This window comes from Halomonas huangheensis (assembly GCF_001431725.1).
GTDB lineage: Bacteria > Pseudomonadota > Gammaproteobacteria > Pseudomonadales > Halomonadaceae > Halomonas > Halomonas huangheensis.
The window spans coordinates 4,075,570-4,095,310 of sequence record NZ_CP013106.1 but is presented as its reverse complement, the minus strand read 5'-3'; the positions used below and the strand labels follow the sequence as shown (position 1 = coordinate 4,095,310).

Below are 19,741 nucleotides of genomic sequence, written 5' to 3'. Positions count from 1 at the left end.
GCCTCGCCCCATGGCAATGGTGGTTGATGGCAGATGGCGGGATGTCCTCTCCAGTGCCCGTCAGGCCAAGCCCGTCAGGAGTAACGTCAATGTCCTGTTTGATCGAATCCATCGAGACGCTGCTGGTCGATCTGCCGACCATCCGTCCGCACAAGCTGTCGATGGCCACCATGGCCACCCAGACCATGGTGATCGTTCGCCTGCGCTGCGCCGATGGCATCGAAGGGCTCGGTGAGGCGACCACCATCGGTGGACTGAGTTATGGCCCGGAAAGCCCGGAAAGCATGAAGGTCAATCTCGATACCTATCTCGCCCCAGTCCTGGTTGGCGAGGATGCCAGCAACATCAATCTGCTGATGGCGCGGCTGAACAAGGTGGCGAAGGGCAATGCGATTGCCAAGTCGGCCCTCGAGACCGCGTTGTTGGACGCTCAGGGCAAACGCCTTGGAGTATCGGTCGCCACCTTGCTGGGCGGAGATCGTCACAGCCATCTACCAGTGTTGTGGACGCTGGCCAGCGGCGATACCGAGCGTGATATCGAGGAAGCCCAACGGCTGGTTGATGAGCGTCGCCACCGTGATTTCAAACTCAAGATCGGGCTGCGCCCTGTCGCTGAGGATCTGCGCCATGTGGCCGCGATCAAGGCGGCTTTGGGAGATGACGCCAGCGTGCGGGTCGATGTCAATCAGGCCTGGGATGAAAACACCGCGGTGCGAGCGATTGCCGCCCTGCAGGAAGCCGGAGTGGAATTGATCGAGCAGCCGATCCCCGCCCACCAGCATGCCGGTATGGCGCGCCTGTCACGGCGTTTCGAGGTGGCGATGCTCGCCGATGAAGGCGTGCAGGACAGCGCCGATGGTCTGGCGTTGATCAAACAGGGTTTCAGCGGCGCCTTCGCGCTGAAGATCGCCAAGAGCGGTGGTCCCTCTGGTGCCCTGCAGCTGGCACACCTCGCTCAGGCGGCGGGCATCGGCCTGTATGGCGGCACCATGCTCGAAGGCACCATCGGCAGCGTCGCGGCACTGCACGCCTGGGCCACTCTTCCGGCCATGCAGTGGGGCACCGAGATGTTCGGTCCGCTGCTGCTGACCGACGACATCGTGACCCGGCCACTGCGCTTCGCAGAATTTGGCGTTGAGCTGCCATCGGGCCCCGGACTGGGTGTCGAGCTGGATGAAGATCGACTCAGGGAATTTGCGCGCTGAAGCGCGGCGAGAACAGGAGAGAGCCAATGCTTTTTCAAGTGGAAATGACGGTCAAATTGCCGGTGGATATGCCTGTTGCAAAAGCCGCCGAGATCAAGGCAACCGAGAAAGCCTATTCGCAGGAGCTGCAACGCAGCGGCAAGTGGCGTCATCTGTGGCGCGTGGCGGGTAGCTATTCGAACGTGAGTATCTTTGATGTCGAGGACAACGCGGAATTGCAGGAGCTGGTCTCGAACCTGCCGCTGTTCCCGTACATGGACATCAGCGTCAAGCCGCTGTGTCGGCATCCATCCTCGGTCCGCGGGGACGATTCCTGAAGCGGTGACATTCCGCAGCAATAACAACAAATGACACGCCATACCGTGAGGAGCGCAACATGAACAGCATGACTCAGCAGCACGGGCCCCGCATCTTCGACAGCAGTGAAGTGCAGGACTTTCTCAAAACCGTCAGCGGATTCGACAAGTCGGCCGGTAGTGATCGAGGCAAGCAGATTCTGCATCGCCTGCTGTCGGATATCTATCGCCTGATCGATGACTTCGATGTGACGCCCGAGGAGTTCTGGCAGAGCGTCTCGGTGCTCAATGCGCTGGGCAAGGACACCCAGTTTGGCCTGCTGGCTCCGGGGCTGGGCTTTGATCACTACCTCGATATGCGCATGGATGCTGCCGATGCCGCTCGTGGTCTTGCCGGTGGTACGCCAAGAACCATCGAAGGGCCGTTGTATGTGGCTGGAGCGCCGGAGTCTCACGCTGAAGCGCGCATGGACGATGGCAGCGATGCCGAGGCGGAGGTCATGTGGCTGAGCGGCCAGGTCCGCGATACCTCAGGCCAGCCGATCCGTGGCGCCAGGGTCGAGATCTGGCACGCCGACAGCCATGGCAACTACTCGTTCTTCGATCCCTCGCAGTCCGACTACAACCTGCGGCGCACCATCCTGACCGATGACGAAGGCCGCTATCGTGCCCGAAGCATCATCCCCTCCGGCTATGGCTGCCCACCGGACAGCCCCACCCAGCAGGTGCTGGACCTGTTGGGTCGCCACGGTCAGCGCCCGGCGCATATCCACTTCTTCATTTCCGCACCCGGACATCGCCACCTGACCACCCAGATCAACCTGGCCGGTGATCCCTATACCTACGACGACTTTGCCTTCGCCACCCGCGAGGAACTGGTGGTGGAAGCCACACGTATCGAGGATGCCGCGACAGCTCGGCAGCGCGGTCTGGAGGGCCCCTTCACCGAGGTGGTGTTCGATGTCGAGCTGGCAGCCACCGAAACCGCCGAGCTGCAGCAGCGCCACAAGCGTCCTCGTGCCCTCGAAGACGCCTGAGACGACTCGAATCGATGCAATCAACACCTTGACCGGACAGCTTCCCGGCAGAGGAGACACCTGATGAACAATAAACTCGATCAGATCGAAGCTCGTGTGCGTGGAGCGGTAGTCGATGACGCCGAGAACGGCATCTTCCGTTGCCACCGCAGCATGTTTACCGACCCCGAGTTCTTTGAGCTGGAGATGAAGCACATCTTCGAAGGCAACTGGCTGTTCATGGCTCACGAGAGCCAGATCCCCGAGCCGGGTGATTACTTCACCTTGACCATGGGGCGCCAGCCGGTGCTTATCACCCGTGACAAGGATGGCGAGCTGCATGCGTTGATCAATGCCTGTGCCCATCGCGGTGCGACCCTGTGTCGGCGCAAGCGTGGCAACAAGGGCACCTTCACCTGCCCGTTCCATGGTTGGACCTTCAAGAACGATGGCCGTCTGCTCAAGGCCAAGAATGAGAAGACCGGTGCCTATCCGGAGGGCTTCAAGCAGCAGGGCTCGCATGACCTCAAGCGCGTGCCGACCTTTGCCAACTACAAGGGTTTTCTGTTCGGCAGCCTCAGCGAGGATGTCATGCCGCTCGAGGAGTTCCTCGGCGAAACCAGGAAGGTGATCGACAACATCGTCGACCAGGCACCGGAGGGACTGGAAATCCTGCGTGGTACCTCGTCCTACACCTACAGCGGCAACTGGAAGCTGCAGGCCGAGAATGGTGCCGATGGCTACCACGTCAGCACGGTGCACTGGAACTATGCCTCGACCATGGATCGCCGCAACTACGATGCCGGTGGTACCAAGGCGGTCGATGCCGATGGCTGGTCGAAGAGTCAGGGCGGTTTCTACTCCTACGACAACGGCCACATGATGCTGTGGACACGCCTGCTCAACCCGGAAGTGCGTCCGGTTCACCAGCGCCGGGAGTGGATCGAGCAACAGTTCGGCGCCGCGCGAGCCGACTCCATCGTCAATCAGACCCGTAACCTGTGCCTCTACCCCAACGTCTATCTGATGGATCAGTTCTCGACCCAGATTCGTGTGCTGCGCCCCATCGACGTCGACCGTACCGAAGTCACCATCTACTGCTTCGCGCCGAAGGGCGAGTCCGCCGAGAGTCGTCGTGTGCGTATCCGCCAGTACGAGGACTTCTTCAACGTCAGCGGCATGGGTACACCGGACGATCTTGAGGAATTCCGTAGTTGCCACAACGGCTACCAGGGCGGCCTCGCGGAATGGAACGACCTGTCGCGCGGGGCCAGCCAATGGATCGAGGGCGCCGACGACAATGCCCGGGCCATCGACATGAAGCCGCTGATGAGCGGGGCGTCGCCGGAGGACGAGGGACTCTACGTGCTGCATCACAAGCACTGGGTCGAGGAGATGCTGCGTGCCATCGAGCGTGAGCGTAGTCACTACATCGCCATCGCATCCTGAGCCGTATCGACCGAGGAGCCAATGCCATGTCCATTACCTATGAACAGATTCAGGCCTTTGTCTATCGCGAGGCGCGTCTGCTGGATGACCGCCAGTGGGATGAGTGGCTGGAGTGCTACCGCAAGGACGCCAGCTTCTGGATGCCGTGCTGGGACGATGATGACCGCCTGGTCGAGGACCCGCAGTCGGAAATCTCGCTGATCTATTACCCCAACCGTGAAGGTTTGGAGGATCGCGTCTATCGCATCAAGACCGAACGTAGCGGCGCCAGTACCCCGGAGCCGCGCACCACCCACCAGATCAGCAATATCGAGGTGCTGGAGCGTGACGGCAACCAGGTGAAGATCCGCTTCAACTGGCACACCCTCAGCCATCGCTACAAGCAGACCGACAGCTATTTCGGTGCGTCCTTCTATCAACTGGATGTGTCCGGCGAACAACCGCTGATCGCCGCCAAGACGGTGCAGCTCAACAACGACTATATCCACCAGGTGATCGACGTCTATCACATCTGAGTGCGTGTCCACGCGTGCAGCGCCTTGCCGGTCGTCGGCAGGCCTGGGCAAGTGGGGGAGGACAACAGACATGAGTTATTCCATTGCGCTCAACTTCGAGGATGGAGTATCGCGCTTTATCGAATGCAACGCCGGCGAGACGGTGCTGGATGCTGCCTATCGCCACAAGGTCAACCTGCCCATGGACTGCTCGGATGGCGTCTGTGGCACCTGCAAGTGCCATTGCGATCAGGGCGAGTTCGAACTGGGCGAGGAGTTTCTCGATGAAGCACTGACCGATGAGGAAGCCGCAGGCGGCATGGTGCTGACCTGCCAGATGGTGCCATCGTCCGACTGCGTGATTCAGGTGCCCGTGGCCTCGACCCTGTGCAAGACCGGTGTCGGCAGCCATCAGGCCAGGGTCGCCTGCATCGAGCCGCTGTCCGAGGACAGCATCGAGGTCGAGATCGATATCGATGGCGAAGGTCTGGGTTTTCTGCCGGGGCAGTATGTGCACCTGCAGGTACCGGGGCAGGACGTACATCGCTCCTACTCGTTCAGCTCACTGCCGGGCTCCTCGCGGGCCAGTTTCCTGATCCGCAACGTCCCTGGTGGTGTGATGAGCGGCTATCTGACCAATGGCGCGGCTCCCGGTGATGCGATGACCGTAGCCGGGCCGATGGGCAGCTTCTATCTGCGTGCAGTGCAGCGCCCGATCCTGATGCTGGCGGGTGGCACCGGGCTGGCGCCCTTCCTGTCGATGCTCAAGCAACTGCGAGCCAGCGGCTGCGATCAACCGGTTCGCATGATCTATGGCGTGACTCGGGATGATCACCTGGTCAAGTGCGAGGAGTTGGATGCCGCCCGCGAGGCACTCGACTTCGATTATGTGTCAGTGGTCGCGGACGAGCAGAGCGCGCACCCGCTCAAGGGCTACGTGACCCACCATATGGATCCGGCAGTGCTTCATGACGGTGACGTCGATGTCTACCTGTGCGGGCCGCCGCCAATGGTCGATGCGGTGCTCAAGCACTTCGACGGCCAGGGCATCACCCCGGCCAGTTTTCACTATGAGAAGTTCACTCCCAACTGAGCCTCACACACCGTGAGGCCATACCAAGGGCAGTCCCATGCGTCGATTCGATAACAAGGTCATGCTGATCACCGGTGCCGCCCAGGGTATCGGGCGGCGTCTCGCCGAACGTGCCGCCGAGGAAGGCGCCAGCCTGGCGCTGGTCGATCGTGCCGAACATGTGCACGCGCTGGCGGCAGAGCTTGAACAACAGGGCACCAGGGTGCTGGCGCTCAACGCGGATCTGGAAACCTGGAGCGGAGCCGATGACGCACTGCGTCAGGCGTATCAGCATTTCGGGCGTCTCGATGTGCTGGTCAATAATGTTGGTGGCACCATCTGGGCCCAGCCATATACACATTATCAACCCCAGCAGATCGAGGCTGAGGTGCGCCGCTCACTGTTTCCGACCTTATGGTGTTGTCATGCCGCCTTGCCTTATCTGATCGAGAGCGGCGGCAATATCGTCAATGTGTCATCGGTTGCCACTCGTGGCGTCAACCGGGTGCCCTATGCCTCGGCCAAGGGTGGTGTAAATGCATTGACGGTCACTCTGGCCATCGAGATGGCGGAGCAGGGCGTGCGCGTCAATGCTACGGCACCGGGCGGCACCGAAGCGCCGCCGAGGCTGACACCACGCAATAGCGAGCCGCAGAGCGAACAGGATCAGGTCTGGTATCAGCAGTTGGTCGATCAGACCCTGACATCGAGCCTGATGCATCGTTATGGCAACCTGGACGAGCAGGTCGGCCCGATCCTGTTCCTCGCCTCCGACGAGGCCAGCTACATCACCGGCAGCATCCTGCCGGTTGCCGGCGGCGATCCCGGCTGACGCTTCTCCCCTGACAGAATCCTCCTTGGCCCGGGTATTGCCCGGGTCCTTCTTGTGTCTGGAATCCGCTCGGGACTTGGCGCTTTCGTATAGGGCCTAAAGCCAGCGTTGAGGGTGGCGCAGCCCGAGTACGCCTTGCTCATCCCAGTCATCCCAACCGCTAAACGGAATCGGCGCTTCACTTTCGAGCCGCGGCAGACGCATCTGCCAGTCATCCTTGAGCGTTTCCAGGTGCTGTTGAAAGTGATCTTCCGCCTGGTAGCTGAGTCCACCGCCCTGAACACCGAAGGACAGCTGCGGCGGCAGGACCTCGAAGCCCAGGTAGTAGAGCGAGCAGTGAATGGGATACATCAGGCGTGAGATATCCCCGCCGCGCCCGAAGGGGCCAAAGGCTGCCTCCGGTGAGCCAGTGGTCACGGAACAGATGGCGCGCTTGCCGCGCAGCACTCCTCGGTCGTAGCGGCGACTGCCGGAATACAGGCCACCGTAGACCATCACTCGGTCGAACCAGCCCTTGAGCATGGCGGGTTGCGCGTGCCACCAGAGTGGAAACTGCAATATCACCAGATCGGCCCATTGCAGGCGTGCGATCTGGTGGTCGATATCTGCAGCAAGCTGGCGGTTATCGAAGGCATGGCGCTGTTCGTTGAGCGGCAGAAACCGCTGATCATCGCGTCTGCTCTGATAGTGACGCGGATGCTCAACGGGGTCGAAGCCTTCGGCGTAGAGGTCGCAAACGTCCACCTCATGGCCCAGTTCGATGAGACTCTGGACCGCAATGTTCTTCAGTGCCGCATTGAAGGATTGCGGTTCCGGGTGGCAGTACACGATCAGCACATTCATGGCGGTGCTCCCTTGCAGTGAATGTGCATCACACTAGACTGTTCGCTATTGCAATATAATTCCTCATAGATGCAAATAGGTATTGCAAAAACGAACAGTTTGGTGTCGAGAGAACGATCATATGCATGAACAGATGCTGGAGTGGAACGACCTGCATACCATTCTGGCCATTGCTCAATCAGGGTCGTTATCCGCGGCGGCACGACAGCTCGATGTCAGCCATGCCACGGTGTTCCGGCGTCTGGCGAGGATCGAGCAGCGGCTGGGCGTGGTGCTTTTCGAGCGAGGGCCGAGTGGCTACAGCCCGACGCTGGCCGGAGACGACCTGGCGCAGACTGCCGAGCGTATCGCCCTGGAAGTGGATGGGGCGACGCGCCGTGTGGCGGGGCGTGATCAGCGTCTGGCGGGTGTGATCCGTGTGACCACCACCGATACGCTGCTGGGCGGCATGTTGACGCCGGTGTTCGCCGCATTCCAGTCACTGCATCCCGATGTGGTGCTCGAGGTATCGGTGTCCAATCGTCGCTTCGACCTGGCGGCTCGCGATGCCGATGTCGCCATCCGCCCCTCCAACACTCCTCCCGAGGCTCTGATCGGACGCCGTGTCGGCAGCTTGCAGCAGGCCATCTATATAGCGCACGACGATGTTGCTGATGGAGGAGTGTCACCGCAGGACAGGGTCTGGGTGGATCAGGGCCTGCGCCCGGACGACGCTCAGTTGGCGGCCTGGATGAAGCATATCCCCGAGGGGCAGGTCCGTTATCGCTGTGACAGTCTGCTGGGGCGTCGGGATGCCGTGCGTCAGGGGCTCGGTGCAGCGATACTGCCCTGTTATCTCGCAGAGCCGGACACGCAGTTGCAGCGGATCGGGGAGCCGCTGGATGAATTGGCCATCGATCTGTGGCTGTTGGCGCACGAGGACCTGCGCCGCGTCACCCGTATTCGAGTATTCCTCGATCATGTCGCCGAAGCTTTGCGTTCGAGAATACCTGGCCCGCTTGACGGCGGCTCGGACTGAGCCACGATACATGGCGCGATGGCGGTTACACTGGTAGGGAGTAAAAGGAGGACAGTGTATGAGTACCCCACTGGATCCACGTATCAGCGAGTTTGAAACCCAGGAGCAGGCGGACAGCTATGATCGCTGGTTTCGGGAGCGTATACAGCGCAGCCTGGACGACCCGCGCCCTAATATTCCACATGACGAGGCGATGGCAAGGGTCAGGGCACTGATCGAGGCAAAAAAACGTCGCCATGCTGCCGGGTGAATGGCGTACGCGTGCATTGGATGCCTTGGAAGAATCGCCGCGTACCTGAGTGAACACAATCCTGATGCTGCCGATATGCTCGCCAGTGCCATTGAGGCGGCTGCCGAGACACTGCCCGAACATCCCTATCTCTATCGTCCCGGGCGTGTCCTCGGAACGCGGGAAGTTGTTTACACCCTGATTACCTGGTGATCTACCGCGTAGCGTCCGATCATATCGCCATCGTGGATGTGCTTCACGCACGGCAGGAGTATCCCTGAAAAGGGGCTATGGTCATGCCGGTCTCGGGTTGAAAGGCATGATGGCGGAGAAGGGCGAACCCATCTCCGCTGATTATTCCATCTCTGCTGTTGGTGCAATCCTTCGCTGCTGGCTCAACGGCTGCGGAACATATCTTCCATGGCGCGGCGAATATTGACCGCCTGGCTGTCATTGGCCTCGACATCCTGCCAGGTGACCACCTGGCCTTCCGGTACATCACGCTTGAGCGGCATGTTGTGGGCAAGGCCAATCGGCAGGCCGCCCATCGCCAGTGAGTCCTCGGCGCGGGCGATACGGCCCCAGACGGTATAGCCGCCTTCGCCATCCAGCATCTCTCCGGCCTTGAGCGCTCGCTTGGCCACCGCCACTACGTCGGACTTGAAGGCTAGCGGGGTGCCGGTGGGCTCATTGCGGATCGCCGCATTGGCGACACTGACCCCGAGTTCCAGACCAATCAGATGTGAGGGGCGGAACAGGGTGGCATAGCGCCCGGAGCGGTCGGTCATGACCTGATATTCGCGGAAGCAGCGGCGCACGTATTCCGCGCCCAGACCTTCGCTGTCACTGGCTTCGAAGGTGATGTAGACCCCCCAGCGCAGGTCGCCGAACACATGGCGGCCATCGCGTTCCTCGCTGGAAATGACCTCGACCATTCCGGCCTCTTCGAGGATGCCGCCATGGGCACGAGGCTTGAGGATCTGCGGCAGATCATGCACTCCCACCGGCGGGAAGCTCAGGCCATCGCGAGGCGCCAGCAGCCCGGAGGCGTTGGAGATGGCGGCCATTTCGATGGCCGACTTGGTGCCATCGAGGAAGGAATTGAACATCTGCGGGTTCATGCCGCCCTTCGCGGCCTCTTCCGGGCTCAGGCCATAGTGATCCCAGACGGTATCCGGCGTCGAGGCGGTGTAGCTGGGCAGGTACTTGGTGCCCTTGCCCGCAGCGACCACGCGGAAGCCGCAGGTGCGCGCCCAGTCGATCATCTCGCAGACCAGCGCCGGTTGGTCGCCGTAGGCCATGGAGTACACCAGTCCGGCCTTGTTGAACTGCTCGACCAGATAGCCGCCGGCGAGCACATCGGCTTCGACGTTGACCATCACCATATGCTTGCCGTGATCCTGTGCCAGCAGGGCATGGCGAATCCCCGCCGCCGGGTTGCCTGTGGCATCGATCAGCACATCGAGCTGTTCGCAGCGAATCAGCTCTTCGGCATCTTCGGTCAGGCAGGTACGGCCACTGCGCAGGGCATCATCGAAGGAGTTGGTGACGGCGCTGTCGGTATCCCAACCGGTGTTGTGCAGGGCGGCGACGGCACGCTCGCGCGCCAGGTCGGCGATACCCAGCAGATGCATGCCGGGAATATGGCGTACCTGGGACAGGAACATCGAGCCGAACTTGCCTGAGCCGATCAGGCCCACACGGATAGGGTTGCCGGAGGCGGCCAGTGCCTGGAGTTTGGGGTACAGGTTCATAGTGTCGTGTCTCTTATTGCAGGGTAATGAAGGGAACGAAAGCCACCAGCAGCAATACCGCCATGGCAACCAGATAGAAGGGCCAGAGTTCGCGGGCCACGGAGCCGACATTGACCCGGGCGATGGCCGAGGAGATGAACAGCGTGGTGCCCACCGGCGGCGTGAACAGGCCGATGGCGAGGTTGATCGTCATCATCACGCCGAGCTGGGTCAGGTTGAGGCCGATGGCGTTGGCGATGGTCACGAACAAGGGCGCGAGCAGCAGAATGGCCGCCGACAGATCGATGAACATGCCTACCACCAGCATTGCCAGATTCATCATCAGGATGATCTGCCAGGGATCGCTGAACGCCGCCAGTGCCCACTCGGAGACACGCTGTGGCACATGTTCGAAGGCCAGCACGAAGCCCACCAGGTTGGAGGCAGCGATCACGATCATGACCACACCGGTGGTGATCAGTGTGGCGATCAGGCTGGTGACCAGCGCCTGCCGGGTCAGATCGCGGTAGACCACCAGCCGCAGCAGCAGGGCGTAGGCCACGGCCATCACGCTGACTTCGGTGGGAGTCGCGATACCGAAGCGCAGCAATACCACGATCAACAACGGCAACGAGATGGCGGGGAGTGCCGTGAACAGGGCTCTGGCCAGGGATGGTGCTCCGTCCTCGCCATGGAACAGCGGCAGCTTGCGGGTATAGCCCATCACCCAGCACACCAGCGCCATGCCCACCACCAGCAGCAGACCGGGAATCACTCCGGCGAGGAAGAGCCCGGCGACGGATTCATTGGAGACCGTGGCGTAGAGGATCAGCGGTATCGACGGCGGAATCAGCACCGAGATGATCGACGACGAGGCGGTGATGGCCGCCGACAGGGATGCTGGATAGCCTTCACGAGTCATCCATGGAATCAGCATGCCGCCGATGGCCGAGGCATCCGCCACTGCCGAGCCGGAGACACCCCCGAACAGCGCTGATCCCGCTACGTTGACCTGCCCCAGGCCGCCATGAAAGCGACCCACCAGACGGGTAGCGAAGGCGATCAGGTTCTGTCCCAGCGAGCCGGTCATCATCAGTGCTCCGGAGAGGATGAAGAACGGAATCGCGATCAGCACGAAGTTCTGCAAGGGCTGGAATACCTTGAGCAGCACCACGGTGCTCGGCAGGTCGCCGATGACCACCAGTGCCACGCTGGCACTGAAGATCAGGGCATAGCCCACCGGCAACCCCAGTATCATCAACAGCGCAAAGCCCACCAGCATGGTGATGGTCATGGCAGTGCCTCCTCGGCGGTGGATGATTCACTCCAGGGCGATTGACGCAGTGCCGTCGGTGCCCGCTGTGACAGCAGTGCCAGTACGATGCTGGTCAAGGCGGTGACGGCCAGCAGCGCACAGGTGATGACCAGGGCGCTGTAGGCCCAGGCGGTGGTCAGCCCCAGGGTCGGGTAGTGTTCGCTGGACGTGATTCGGATCAGGGTGGTGCCGTGCCAGGCAAGATAGCCGAACAGGCCCACGGCCAGCGCCTCGGTACCAATGATCAGCCAGCGTGCCTTGGCACTGGGCAGGCCGTGACGCAGAAACTCCACCACAATATGCGCGCCGACCTGAGCGGCGATCACGATGCCGCTGGCACACAACCAGGGAAACAGCAGATAGGGCAGCTCATTGACCCAGGCGGCCCCGTGGTCGCTGAGGTAGCGCAGCAGCACCCCGGCAAAGACCGCGACGAACAGCGCCACCATCACCAGCAGACCGACGATCTGGGCCGTCAACAGGATGCCGCGATCGATGCGTTGGGCCACCACCAGCACGGGAGCGGCCTCCCGGCTGGTGTCGATATCGAGGCTCGACATCACTCACTGGCCTCTTCAGCGGCAGCGGTCAGTTGGGCGACGAAGTCGGGATACTTCTGCTGCCACTTCTCGTACACCGGCTGCACAGCCTGCTGGAAGGCGGCGGTATCGACCTCGCTGACCTCGGTGCCGGAGGCCTCGATTTCCGCCAGGCGCTGGGCATTTTCCTCATAGGCATTGTTGCGCTGGAACTCGGTCGCCTCGCGCCCCGCCTGACGCAGGATATCCTGCTGCTCCGGGCTCAGGGTCTGCCAGGTCAACTGGCTGGCGAGGAAGGGCAGGAACTCATACTTGTGATGGGACAGTGACAGGTACTTCTGTACCTCATGAAACTTCTGCGAGTAGATATTGACCGCCGGATTCTCCTGGCCATCGGCCACGCCCTGCTGCAGAGCCACATAGGTCTCGGCAAAGGGGATCGGCACCGGGTTGGCGCCCAGGGTGGAGAAGATATCGGTGGCCATCGGGTCCTGAGGAATACGGATCTTCAGACCACGCAGGTCGTCCGGCTCGACCACGGGATGCACGTTGTTGGTGATCAGGCGAATGCCGTTGTCCCACCAGCCCAGTACCTCGATGCCGTTGTCGGCGGCCATGTCAGCCAGCGATTGACCCACTTCACCATCCAGTACCTGCCAGGCGGCACGTGAATCATCGAACAGGAAGGGCAGGCCGATCAGGGTGGCTTCCTCGACGATACTCGCCAGGGCGCCCTGACTGCTGATCGACAGATCGAGGCTGCCGAGACGCAGGCCGGTCATCATTTCCACATCGTCACCCAGCTGGGCATTGCTGCTGACCGAGACGGTCAGATCGCCCCCCGAGAGATCCTCGACGCGCTCGGCAAAGAATAGAGCCGCATCGTGGCGAGGGTTGGTTTCGGTGGAGGCGTGCCCCAGGCGCAGTTCGCGGGCTTCCGCATTGGCTGCCAGCGTGGCGCTGGTCAGGACAGCGGTGGTCAGGATGGAAAGCATAAGTAGAGAAGGCTTCATGGCGTGGACTCCTGTCGGGTTCGAGGCATTGTGGGTAGTGAATTCAGCCTCGCAGCCGATCTTGTGTTGTTGGTCTTGTATGACTGGTCTTGTGTCGTTGAGCGTGCCTGCGTGCGCTTGTGTGACGGAGGCGGCTTGCCCGCTGGCGACATGAATTTCCGTCCATGAAATTCTCTGCCGTGTCAGTCCTTTCCATCAGGTGAAACATTCCGGGTAGCACATTCCGGGTAGCAGGCTTTGCAGCCTCGCAGTGTCACACCTGATCAGCCTGGTGTAGCTTAATGTGAAGAACAATTTACTTTTCAGGCGATAAAGATCAGGAAATCTAATCAATGGCACTTCCACTACGCGCCATCGTTGCCTTCCATGCCACGGCCAGAACCGGCAGCATGCTGAGCGCCTCCCAGGCAATCGGCGTGACACCCTCGGCGGTCAGTCAGCAGATCCAGATTCTCGAGAATCATGTCGGTACCCGGCTGTTCAGTCGGGCGGGCCGCAAGGTAGTGCTGACCGAGGCCGGTGAGCGTTATTTCGATATGATTCATGACGAGATCGAGCGTATTGAATCGGCGACGGAATACCTGCGCGGGCACCATGCGATTACCGTGCTCAACGTGCGTATCTCACCGACTTTCGCCACCAAGTGCATCGTGCCGAGACTGCGTGAATTTCTGGATGCCAATCCCGATATTGAACTGCGTCTGGATGCGACCAATGAGCCGCCGGATTACTCTCGCGAACATATCGATCTGGAGGTGAGGCATGGGGAAGGTACGCTCAGCGGTCTCTATACCGAGAAGATCATTGATGAGCGCATGTTGCCGTTGTGTTCGCCCGACTACGCGGCGGTGGGGTCCATGAGCGTGGAAGAGCTGGAGCAGCACCGTCTGATCCACTCGGTGAAGAACCTGGTGCAGTGGCCACACTGGTTCGACAAGGTAGGCCATCAACCGCGCCGAAGGCTGGATAGAGTGCTGTTTGATCGTGCCTATATGTCGATTGAAATGGCCGCACAAGGCGCAGGAATCGCCCTGGAAAGCCATGTGATTGCCGCACAGGAAATCCGCAGTGGCAGGCTAGTCTGCCCGCTGGCCGATCCCCCGGAGGTCTGGCAGGCATCGCTGTGGATCGCCTGCCCACACTCTCACCTACGCCAGCACAAGGTGCAGAGTTTTATCCGCTGGATAAAGTCATTGTTTGCCGAAGAGTGAGGGAGAGCCTGTCGAGGTTGGAGATGAATATATTCAGGTGGTGAGCATGTCGGGCGCTTGTTCAGCACGCCAGACTCAAGATCTCCGGTCTCTCATCTTGCTCAGCGTGCCACAGTTCGTAGGCTGCTTGCCTCGCCATCCAGTGACGGGCTGTACCTACTCCAGCTTTTTCCAACCGGATAGCCAGCTCAGGACTGATGCCAGATCGCTCATTGAGTACACGAGACAACTGCATTCGCGTCATACCCAGACGTCGCGCAGCTTCGCTCACGGTGAATCCCGCATGCTCGATAATCTCGTCACGCAATGAACCGCCCGGATGTGGAGGCTTACACATCGTCATGCTCAGGGTCCTCAGTGGTAATCTTCGTAATCAACCAGCTCAACGTTGCCGCCGACGAATCGCCAGGTCACACGCCAATTGCCGTTCACAGTGACCGACCAGACGCCCTTGCGACTGCCTTTGAGCTCATGCAGCTTGTAGCTGGGTTTGTTCATGTCTTCAGCATCTATCGCAACGTCAAGGTCAGCGAGTATGTTGCGCAGCCGTTTAACGTGGTCTGCACGCACTCCTCGCGTCGTGCCTTTTTCATACAGGGCTCTGAGGCTCTTGTGCTTGATGCTGATGATCATGCCAGTCGTCCCTTACACTGTAGCATGTAACGTTACACGTTTCACTTGTGGGCTCACCGTATGCGTGTCGAGCCCTCAGGGCAAGGGGACAATGTGTTCGTTCGATAAAGGGAGGGATGTGCAGCCTGCATTCGCCCCCCTTGCTGCTCAATGTTGACATCGCCAGGGGTGCCGGGGGCATGGTTGCTGCGTATCAGTGCAACTGACGGGCATATGGTGCCTACTCCATCGTGCAATCGATAACCACGCGCTGTGGTGGGGCGTCGGGGTTGGCGATGCGGCTCAGCAGCAGGTGGATGGCCTGGTGGCCTGCGTGGGAGGCGTCGAAGCGGGTGGTGGGTATGCGGATATCGAAGATGCTGCAGTAGGGCAGTTGGTCGACGCCGAGTACCGTGGCGTCGCGGTAGGAAATGCCGATATCGTGCAGCGCGCTGAGGGCGCCGAGGGTCATCAACTGGTTGAGGCCGACGATGGCGCTGGGGTGGCCGGACTCACTGAGATAATGCATCACCGCGTCATAGGCCGGTTCGAAGTTGTAGAGGCCTTCGCGTGGGTCGAGGGTGACAGCGGTATCCGCCTGTTGGTAGGCGTCCCGCAGGCCCTGAAGGCGCTGCTGGGTGATGTAGGAGTTGGCCGGGCCGGTGAGCACCAGTGCCTGATCGAGCTTGCGCTTGAGCATGGCGTTGCCGATCAACCATCCCGCCTTGCGGTTGTCGAGCACCACTCGTGAGAAATCCTCGACCGGCAGGGTACGATCCAGCATCACCAGCGGGAGCTGCGCATCGCGAAGGGTCTCGATATAGGCCGGGTGGTAGTCCAGCGCATCGGAGACCGGTGACAGGATGATCCCGGCCACCTGGTAGCTCAGCAGCGTCTGGATGGCGGCGGCTTCGATATCGCTGTCGCCGTCGGTATCCATCAGCAGGATGTCATAACCCCTTGCCTTGGCCTCCCGGGAGATGGCCTTGATCGCCTCGCTGTAGAAGGGGTTATCGATACTGGCGATGACCGCGCCGATCAGGCGGCTCTTGCTGCTGCGCAGTTGGCTGGCGAAGGCGTTGGGCACATAGCCCAACTCGCGGGCTGCCTCCATGATGCGCTCACGCGTCGCCGGTTTGACCTTGTCGGGCTGCTTGAAGGCACGCGACACCGTGATATTGGTCAGCCCGACATGGCGAGCGACATCGTTGATGGTGACGGTTCCCTTGCGTTTCATGGATATCCCGGCGGCTGATCATCGGCAGTAGGAGGCACCCCGCAGACTATCACAAGGTGGCGATCATGCTGCGGTATAGCCGCCATCGATGGGCAGGCAGGCTCCACTGATCATCGCCGCGGCCTCGCTGAGCAGGAAGGCCACCGGCAGTGCGATATCACGAGGTGTGGCAAAGCGTTGCAGCGGGATTCGCGCCAGCATCGGCTCGCTCTTTTGCGGGTCCGACCAGGCCATTTCCGCCATCGGCGTCAGTGTGACCGTAGGGTTGACGCTGTTGACGCGAATGCCATGCTGGCCCAGTTCCAGACACAGAACCCGGGTCATGGCGTCCATGGCGCCCTTGCTGGCGCAGTAACCGAGGTGATCCTGCAGGGCGGCGCTAGCGGCCTGACTGGAGACATTGACGATCGCACCGCGCCGCTGGTTGGCCACCATGTTGCGCCCCACTTCGCGGGCGATCATGGCGCTGGCGACTACATTGGTCTGCAGAATGCGCTTGAAGTCGTCGGCTTTGATGTCCAGTGCCGCATCGAGGATCGAGATGCCCGCGCAGTTGACCAGCCCATCCAGCGCCGGCAGCTCGCCAAGCGCCTGGCTGACCTGGGCCTCGTCGGTGATGTCCAGCGCCAGGCTCTGGCAGCCGCCAAGTTCCGAGGCCAGCGCTCCCAGACGCTCCGGGTTGCGGCCAACCAGGATTGGCTCGGCCCCCAGTTCGTGCAGCAGGCGGGCGATATCCTCGCCGATGCCGCTGCTGGCGCCCGTGACGAGAATGCGTTTGCCATGCAGATCGAGAATCCGGTTTTCCAGGCTCATATCATCCGAGTTCATATCAGTGGTTGTCCTTGCCAGGCAGAAGGGGAGAGTCGATGGCATCCAGACGATGCATCAGCGGTTGCAGTGCGGGATACAGATCGCAGTAGCACTGGAACAGCGCATCATAGGTGCGCTGGGCCTCGGCATCGGGAGTGGCACGCTCGATCAAGGTGCCGTGCAGCGCATCGCCGTCGAGAGACAACAGCCCTTGATGGCGAGCGGCCAGCAGGCCAGCGCCCAGCGCGGCTTCGACGTTCTCGCGGTAGGTGTAGACCGGACGCCCGGTAACATCGGCGATGATCTGCATCCACAGATCGGATTGGGTGACGCCACCGACCACGATCAGGCGTGGGTCGAGCTCGACCTGCATCGCCTCGCCGGCCTGCATGTTGTGGCGCAGGGCGTAGGCCACGCCTTCGAGTACCGCGCGATACATATGCTCGCGACGATGGGTGAAGTTGAGGCCGATAAAGGCCGCGCTGGCTCTGGCATCCCATACCGGGCTGCGCTCGCCCATCAGATAGGGCAGAAACAGCAGCCGGTCCGCCCCTGGCGGCAGCGCCGAGGCCAGTGGCTCAAGCTCGGCATAGGCGTCGCCGTGCTCATGATCGGCGAAGAAGGTATCCAGATACCAGGACACCGAAGCGCCAGCGGTCAGCGCGCCGCCGAAAGTGTAGATATCGCGCTGACCGTTGAGCACGTGAGGAAAGCTGATCAGGCCGCTGCCTGCTGTCGGCTGCTGGTTGATCATGCCCCAGCACATGCTGGTGCCGATCATTGCCACATGGTGGCCGGGTGCCGTGGCGCCACCGGCGAGGGTAGCCATGGCTGCATCCACGCCTCCGGCGATGATCGGAATGTTGGCCGCTAGCCCAAGCTGACGGGCCATGGCCTCACTCAATCCTCCCACCGCATCTCCAGAATCCACCAGCCGCGGCGGCAGCTTGTCGAAGTCCAGCCCGAGAGCTGCAGCAGTCTCGCTGGACCAGCAGCGCTGGCGCAGATCATAGACCCCGCCGATATTGCCCGCCGAGCTGTGATCCACGGCCACCTCGCCGGTCAGTCGCCAGGCCAGGTAGCTGTTGGGTGGCAGCAGGTAGCGGGTGTCTGCCCAGAGATCAGGCCGTTCCTGCTTTAGCCACATCATCTTGGTAAAGCCGTAGTAGCTGTCGACACCGTTGCCGGTGATGGCTTCCAACCACGCCAGATCAACATGCTGCTGAACCCAGCGAACCTGAGACTCGGCACGCCGGTCCATCCAGATCAGGCAGGGATGCAGCGGTTGCATGTCTGCATCCACGGCAATGCCCGATCCACCGTACAGGCTACTGATGCACAGCGCCTGCACCGACGAAGCATCGACCTCGGGATCTGCCAGGCAGCCCTCGATGCAATCCACCATCGCCCGCCACCAGACCTCCGGCCACTGCTCGGCCCAGCGCGGCTGCGGGGTATCGACGCGATAGCCCTGCTGATGACTGGCAATGATCCGACCCTGAGCATCGAGCACCAATGCCTTGGTGCTCTGGGTGCCGATATCGATACCGATCACGGTGGGGGGCATGGGAGTCTCCTTGAACAGAGGGAAGGGGCGAGAGGGAAGAGGTCAGAGGTGAGAGGTCCTTTTCTTCGCTCTTTCTTCTTCCTTCTTCTCTCTTGTTTACGGCTTCAACAACACCTTGATCGAATCCGTCGAGTCTGCCAGTTCAAAGCCCTGCTGGAAGTCGGCCAGCGCCAGGCGGTGGGTGACGATGCCTTGCGAGGTGATCAGGCCGCGGGCGAACAGGTCGATGGTCACAGGATAGGTGTAGGGGGCGAGGTGTGCGCCACGCACGTCGAGTTCCTTGCGGTCGCCGATGATCGACCAGTCGACGCTGGTTTCCTTGCCGAATACGCTGAATTCGACGAAACGGCCCAGCTTGCGGATCAGGTTCAGGCCCTGAACCACGCCAGCGGGTACGCCGGTGGCTTCGATATAGACATCACAGCCATAGCCATCGGTGACCGCGCGAACTTCGGCCTCGACATCATCGCGTGCCGGGTTGAGCACGATATCGGCACCAAACTTCTTCGCCAGTTCGAGGCGCTCGTCGACCATATCGATGACGATCAACTTGCGCGGTGTCTTGAGATGGGCGATCTGCACCATGCCCAGGCCGATGGCACCGGCACCGGCGATCACCACTACGTCGTCGAGCTGGATATCACCGCGATTGACGGCATGCACCGCGCAGGACATCGGTTCGATAAAGGCCGCATCGTCCTCGCTGACCTCCTCGGGAATGCGGTGTACACGTCCGGTCGGACCGACCTTGAGATACTCGGCCATGCCGCCCTCGGCGACCACGCGCTGAAAGCCATGGATGTTGTGGACTTCGCACATCCAATACTGGCCGGACTTGCAGTAGCGGCACTTGTCACAGGGTACGATCTGCTCGGCGATGGCGCGGTCGCCCAGCGATACGCCGAAGTGCTCCGCTGCGCCTTCCCCCAGCTCGACCACTTCGCCAAAGAACTCGTGTCCGGCGGCGACCGGCGCCTTGACCCAGGGATCGTCGCCCTCCCAGAACATCGCCGCACCGGAGCGACACTTGCAGTCGCTGGCGCAGATACCGCAGGCGACAATCTTGAGCAGCATCTCGTTGGGGCCGGGGCGCGGCGTGTCGCGATTCTCGAGTCGATAGTCATAGGGCGCGTGGCAGACCACGGCGTTCATTTTTTCGTTGATGTCAGGCATGGGTATTCCTTCAACATTCGAGCGTGGTTGATGAATGATGGTTTGTAGCTCGTAGCTCGTAGCTCGTAGCTCGGGAC

At 61.2% G+C, this 19,741-nt stretch carries 21 protein-coding genes and 1 pseudogene; 11 read left to right on the top strand and 11 right to left on the bottom strand.

Features of this window, described 5'->3' with window-relative positions; genetic code table 11:
• Nucleotides 1-89 precede the first annotated feature (89 nt).
• The 7 genes from AR456_RS17710 (at nucleotide 90) to AR456_RS17680 (ending at nucleotide 6,364) form a co-directional block, all read left to right on the top strand.
• Complete coding sequence (locus AR456_RS17710; protein ID WP_021817981.1) at nucleotides 90-1,205, top strand: muconate cycloisomerase family protein; 1,116 nt, start codon at nucleotides 90-92, stop codon at nucleotides 1,203-1,205.
• A gap of 26 nt (nucleotides 1,206-1,231) precedes the next feature.
• On the top strand, nucleotides 1,232-1,522 hold the full coding sequence (gene catC / locus AR456_RS17705; protein ID WP_021817982.1) for a muconolactone Delta-isomerase: 291 nt from the start codon (nucleotides 1,232-1,234) through the stop codon (nucleotides 1,520-1,522).
• A gap of 59 nt (nucleotides 1,523-1,581) precedes the next feature.
• The gene (gene catA, locus AR456_RS17700) at nucleotides 1,582-2,538 is read left to right on the top strand and encodes a catechol 1,2-dioxygenase (protein ID WP_021817983.1); all 957 of its coding nucleotides are present in this window, start codon (nucleotides 1,582-1,584) and stop codon (nucleotides 2,536-2,538) included.
• A 63-nt stretch (nucleotides 2,539-2,601) separates the two neighbouring features.
• Nucleotides 2,602-3,966, top strand: coding sequence for a Rieske 2Fe-2S domain-containing protein (locus tag AR456_RS17695; protein WP_021817984.1), 1,365 nt, complete (start codon nucleotides 2,602-2,604; stop codon nucleotides 3,964-3,966).
• A gap of 26 nt (nucleotides 3,967-3,992) precedes the next feature.
• Nucleotides 3,993-4,481 (top strand): benzoate 1,2-dioxygenase small subunit, encoded by a 489-nt coding sequence (gene benB, locus AR456_RS17690; protein WP_021817985.1) that lies wholly within the window; start codon nucleotides 3,993-3,995, stop codon nucleotides 4,479-4,481.
• Nucleotides 4,482-4,551: 70 nt separating this feature from the next.
• The gene (benC, locus tag AR456_RS17685; RefSeq protein WP_021817986.1) at nucleotides 4,552-5,553 is read left to right on the top strand and encodes a benzoate 1,2-dioxygenase electron transfer component BenC; all 1,002 of its coding nucleotides are present in this window, start codon (nucleotides 4,552-4,554) and stop codon (nucleotides 5,551-5,553) included.
• A 37-nt stretch (nucleotides 5,554-5,590) separates the two neighbouring features.
• Nucleotides 5,591-6,364, top strand: a complete 774-nt coding sequence (locus tag AR456_RS17680) for a 1,6-dihydroxycyclohexa-2,4-diene-1-carboxylate dehydrogenase (RefSeq protein ID WP_021817987.1) — start codon at nucleotides 5,591-5,593, stop codon at nucleotides 6,362-6,364.
• A gap of 96 nt (nucleotides 6,365-6,460) precedes the next feature.
• Here AR456_RS17680 and AR456_RS17675 read toward each other — a convergent pair whose 3' ends face one another.
• Nucleotides 6,461-7,207: an NAD(P)H-dependent oxidoreductase gene (locus AR456_RS17675; protein ID WP_021817988.1), complete on the bottom strand. Its 747-nt coding sequence runs from the start codon at nucleotides 7,205-7,207 to the stop codon at nucleotides 6,461-6,463.
• Between the two features lie 121 nt (nucleotides 7,208-7,328).
• Between AR456_RS17675 and AR456_RS17670 the strand changes: the two genes are divergently transcribed.
• The 3 genes and pseudogenes from AR456_RS17670 (at nucleotide 7,329) to AR456_RS21840 (ending at nucleotide 8,735) form a co-directional block, all read left to right on the top strand.
• Entirely contained in the window at nucleotides 7,329-8,225 is an 897-nt protein-coding gene (locus AR456_RS17670) for a LysR family transcriptional regulator (RefSeq protein WP_021817989.1), read from the top strand.
• 58 nt (nucleotides 8,226-8,283) lie between these two features.
• Nucleotides 8,284-8,475 carry a type II toxin-antitoxin system RelB family antitoxin gene (gene relB, locus AR456_RS17665; protein WP_021817990.1) on the top strand — a complete coding sequence of 64 codons (192 nt, stop codon included), beginning with the start codon at nucleotides 8,284-8,286 and terminating at the stop codon, nucleotides 8,473-8,475.
• Nucleotides 8,476-8,735: pseudogene (locus tag AR456_RS21840) on the top strand (type II toxin-antitoxin system RelE/ParE family toxin).
• 114 nt (nucleotides 8,736-8,849) lie between these two features.
• On the opposite strand, the gene AR456_RS17655 reads toward AR456_RS21840, so the two are convergent.
• The 4 genes from AR456_RS17655 to AR456_RS17640 are packed head-to-tail and all read right to left on the bottom strand — an operon-like array spanning nucleotide 8,850 to nucleotide 13,054.
• Nucleotides 8,850-10,208, bottom strand: a complete 1,359-nt coding sequence (locus AR456_RS17655; protein ID WP_021817992.1) for an NAD(P)H-dependent oxidoreductase — start codon at nucleotides 10,206-10,208, stop codon at nucleotides 8,850-8,852.
• 13 nt (nucleotides 10,209-10,221) lie between these two features.
• On the bottom strand, nucleotides 10,222-11,481 hold the full coding sequence (locus tag AR456_RS17650) for a TRAP transporter large permease (RefSeq protein ID WP_021817993.1): 1,260 nt from the start codon (nucleotides 11,479-11,481) through the stop codon (nucleotides 10,222-10,224).
• Nucleotides 11,478-12,062 (bottom strand): TRAP transporter small permease, encoded by a 585-nt coding sequence (locus AR456_RS17645; RefSeq protein WP_021817994.1) that lies wholly within the window; start codon nucleotides 12,060-12,062, stop codon nucleotides 11,478-11,480. Before AR456_RS17645 ends, AR456_RS17650 begins: the two co-directional genes overlap by 4 nt.
• On the bottom strand, nucleotides 12,062-13,054 hold the full coding sequence (locus AR456_RS17640) for a TRAP transporter substrate-binding protein (protein ID WP_021817995.1): 993 nt from the start codon (nucleotides 13,052-13,054) through the stop codon (nucleotides 12,062-12,064). The genes AR456_RS17645 and AR456_RS17640 overlap by 1 nt, the downstream gene beginning before the upstream one ends.
• A gap of 332 nt (nucleotides 13,055-13,386) precedes the next feature.
• On the opposite strand from AR456_RS17640, the gene AR456_RS17635 reads away from it, so the two are divergent.
• Complete coding sequence (locus tag AR456_RS17635) at nucleotides 13,387-14,265, top strand: LysR substrate-binding domain-containing protein (protein WP_021817996.1); 879 nt, start codon at nucleotides 13,387-13,389, stop codon at nucleotides 14,263-14,265.
• 61 nt (nucleotides 14,266-14,326) lie between these two features.
• Here AR456_RS17635 and AR456_RS17630 read toward each other — a convergent pair whose 3' ends face one another.
• The 6 genes from AR456_RS17630 to AR456_RS17605 all read right to left on the bottom strand — a co-directional run bounded on the left by AR456_RS17630 (nucleotide 14,327) and on the right by AR456_RS17605 (nucleotide 19,664).
• Nucleotides 14,327-14,602 (bottom strand): HigA family addiction module antitoxin, encoded by a 276-nt coding sequence (locus tag AR456_RS17630; protein ID WP_236995583.1) that lies wholly within the window; start codon nucleotides 14,600-14,602, stop codon nucleotides 14,327-14,329.
• Between the two features lie 17 nt (nucleotides 14,603-14,619).
• A complete protein-coding gene (locus AR456_RS17625; RefSeq protein ID WP_021817998.1) occupies nucleotides 14,620-14,898 on the bottom strand; it encodes a type II toxin-antitoxin system RelE/ParE family toxin in 279 nt (92 codons plus the stop codon).
• A gap of 220 nt (nucleotides 14,899-15,118) precedes the next feature.
• On the bottom strand, nucleotides 15,119-16,114 hold the full coding sequence (locus AR456_RS17620; protein WP_021817999.1) for a LacI family DNA-binding transcriptional regulator: 996 nt from the start codon (nucleotides 16,112-16,114) through the stop codon (nucleotides 15,119-15,121).
• 63 nt (nucleotides 16,115-16,177) lie between these two features.
• Nucleotides 16,178-16,942: an SDR family oxidoreductase gene (locus AR456_RS17615; RefSeq protein ID WP_021818000.1), complete on the bottom strand. Its 765-nt coding sequence runs from the start codon at nucleotides 16,940-16,942 to the stop codon at nucleotides 16,178-16,180.
• Between the two features lies 1 nt (nucleotide 16,943).
• Entirely contained in the window at nucleotides 16,944-18,491 is a 1,548-nt protein-coding gene (locus AR456_RS17610) for an FGGY-family carbohydrate kinase (RefSeq protein ID WP_021818001.1), read from the bottom strand.
• A 96-nt stretch (nucleotides 18,492-18,587) separates the two neighbouring features.
• Nucleotides 18,588-19,664 (bottom strand): zinc-binding dehydrogenase, encoded by a 1,077-nt coding sequence (locus AR456_RS17605; RefSeq protein ID WP_021818002.1) that lies wholly within the window; start codon nucleotides 19,662-19,664, stop codon nucleotides 18,588-18,590.
• Nucleotides 19,665-19,741 lie beyond the last annotated feature (77 nt).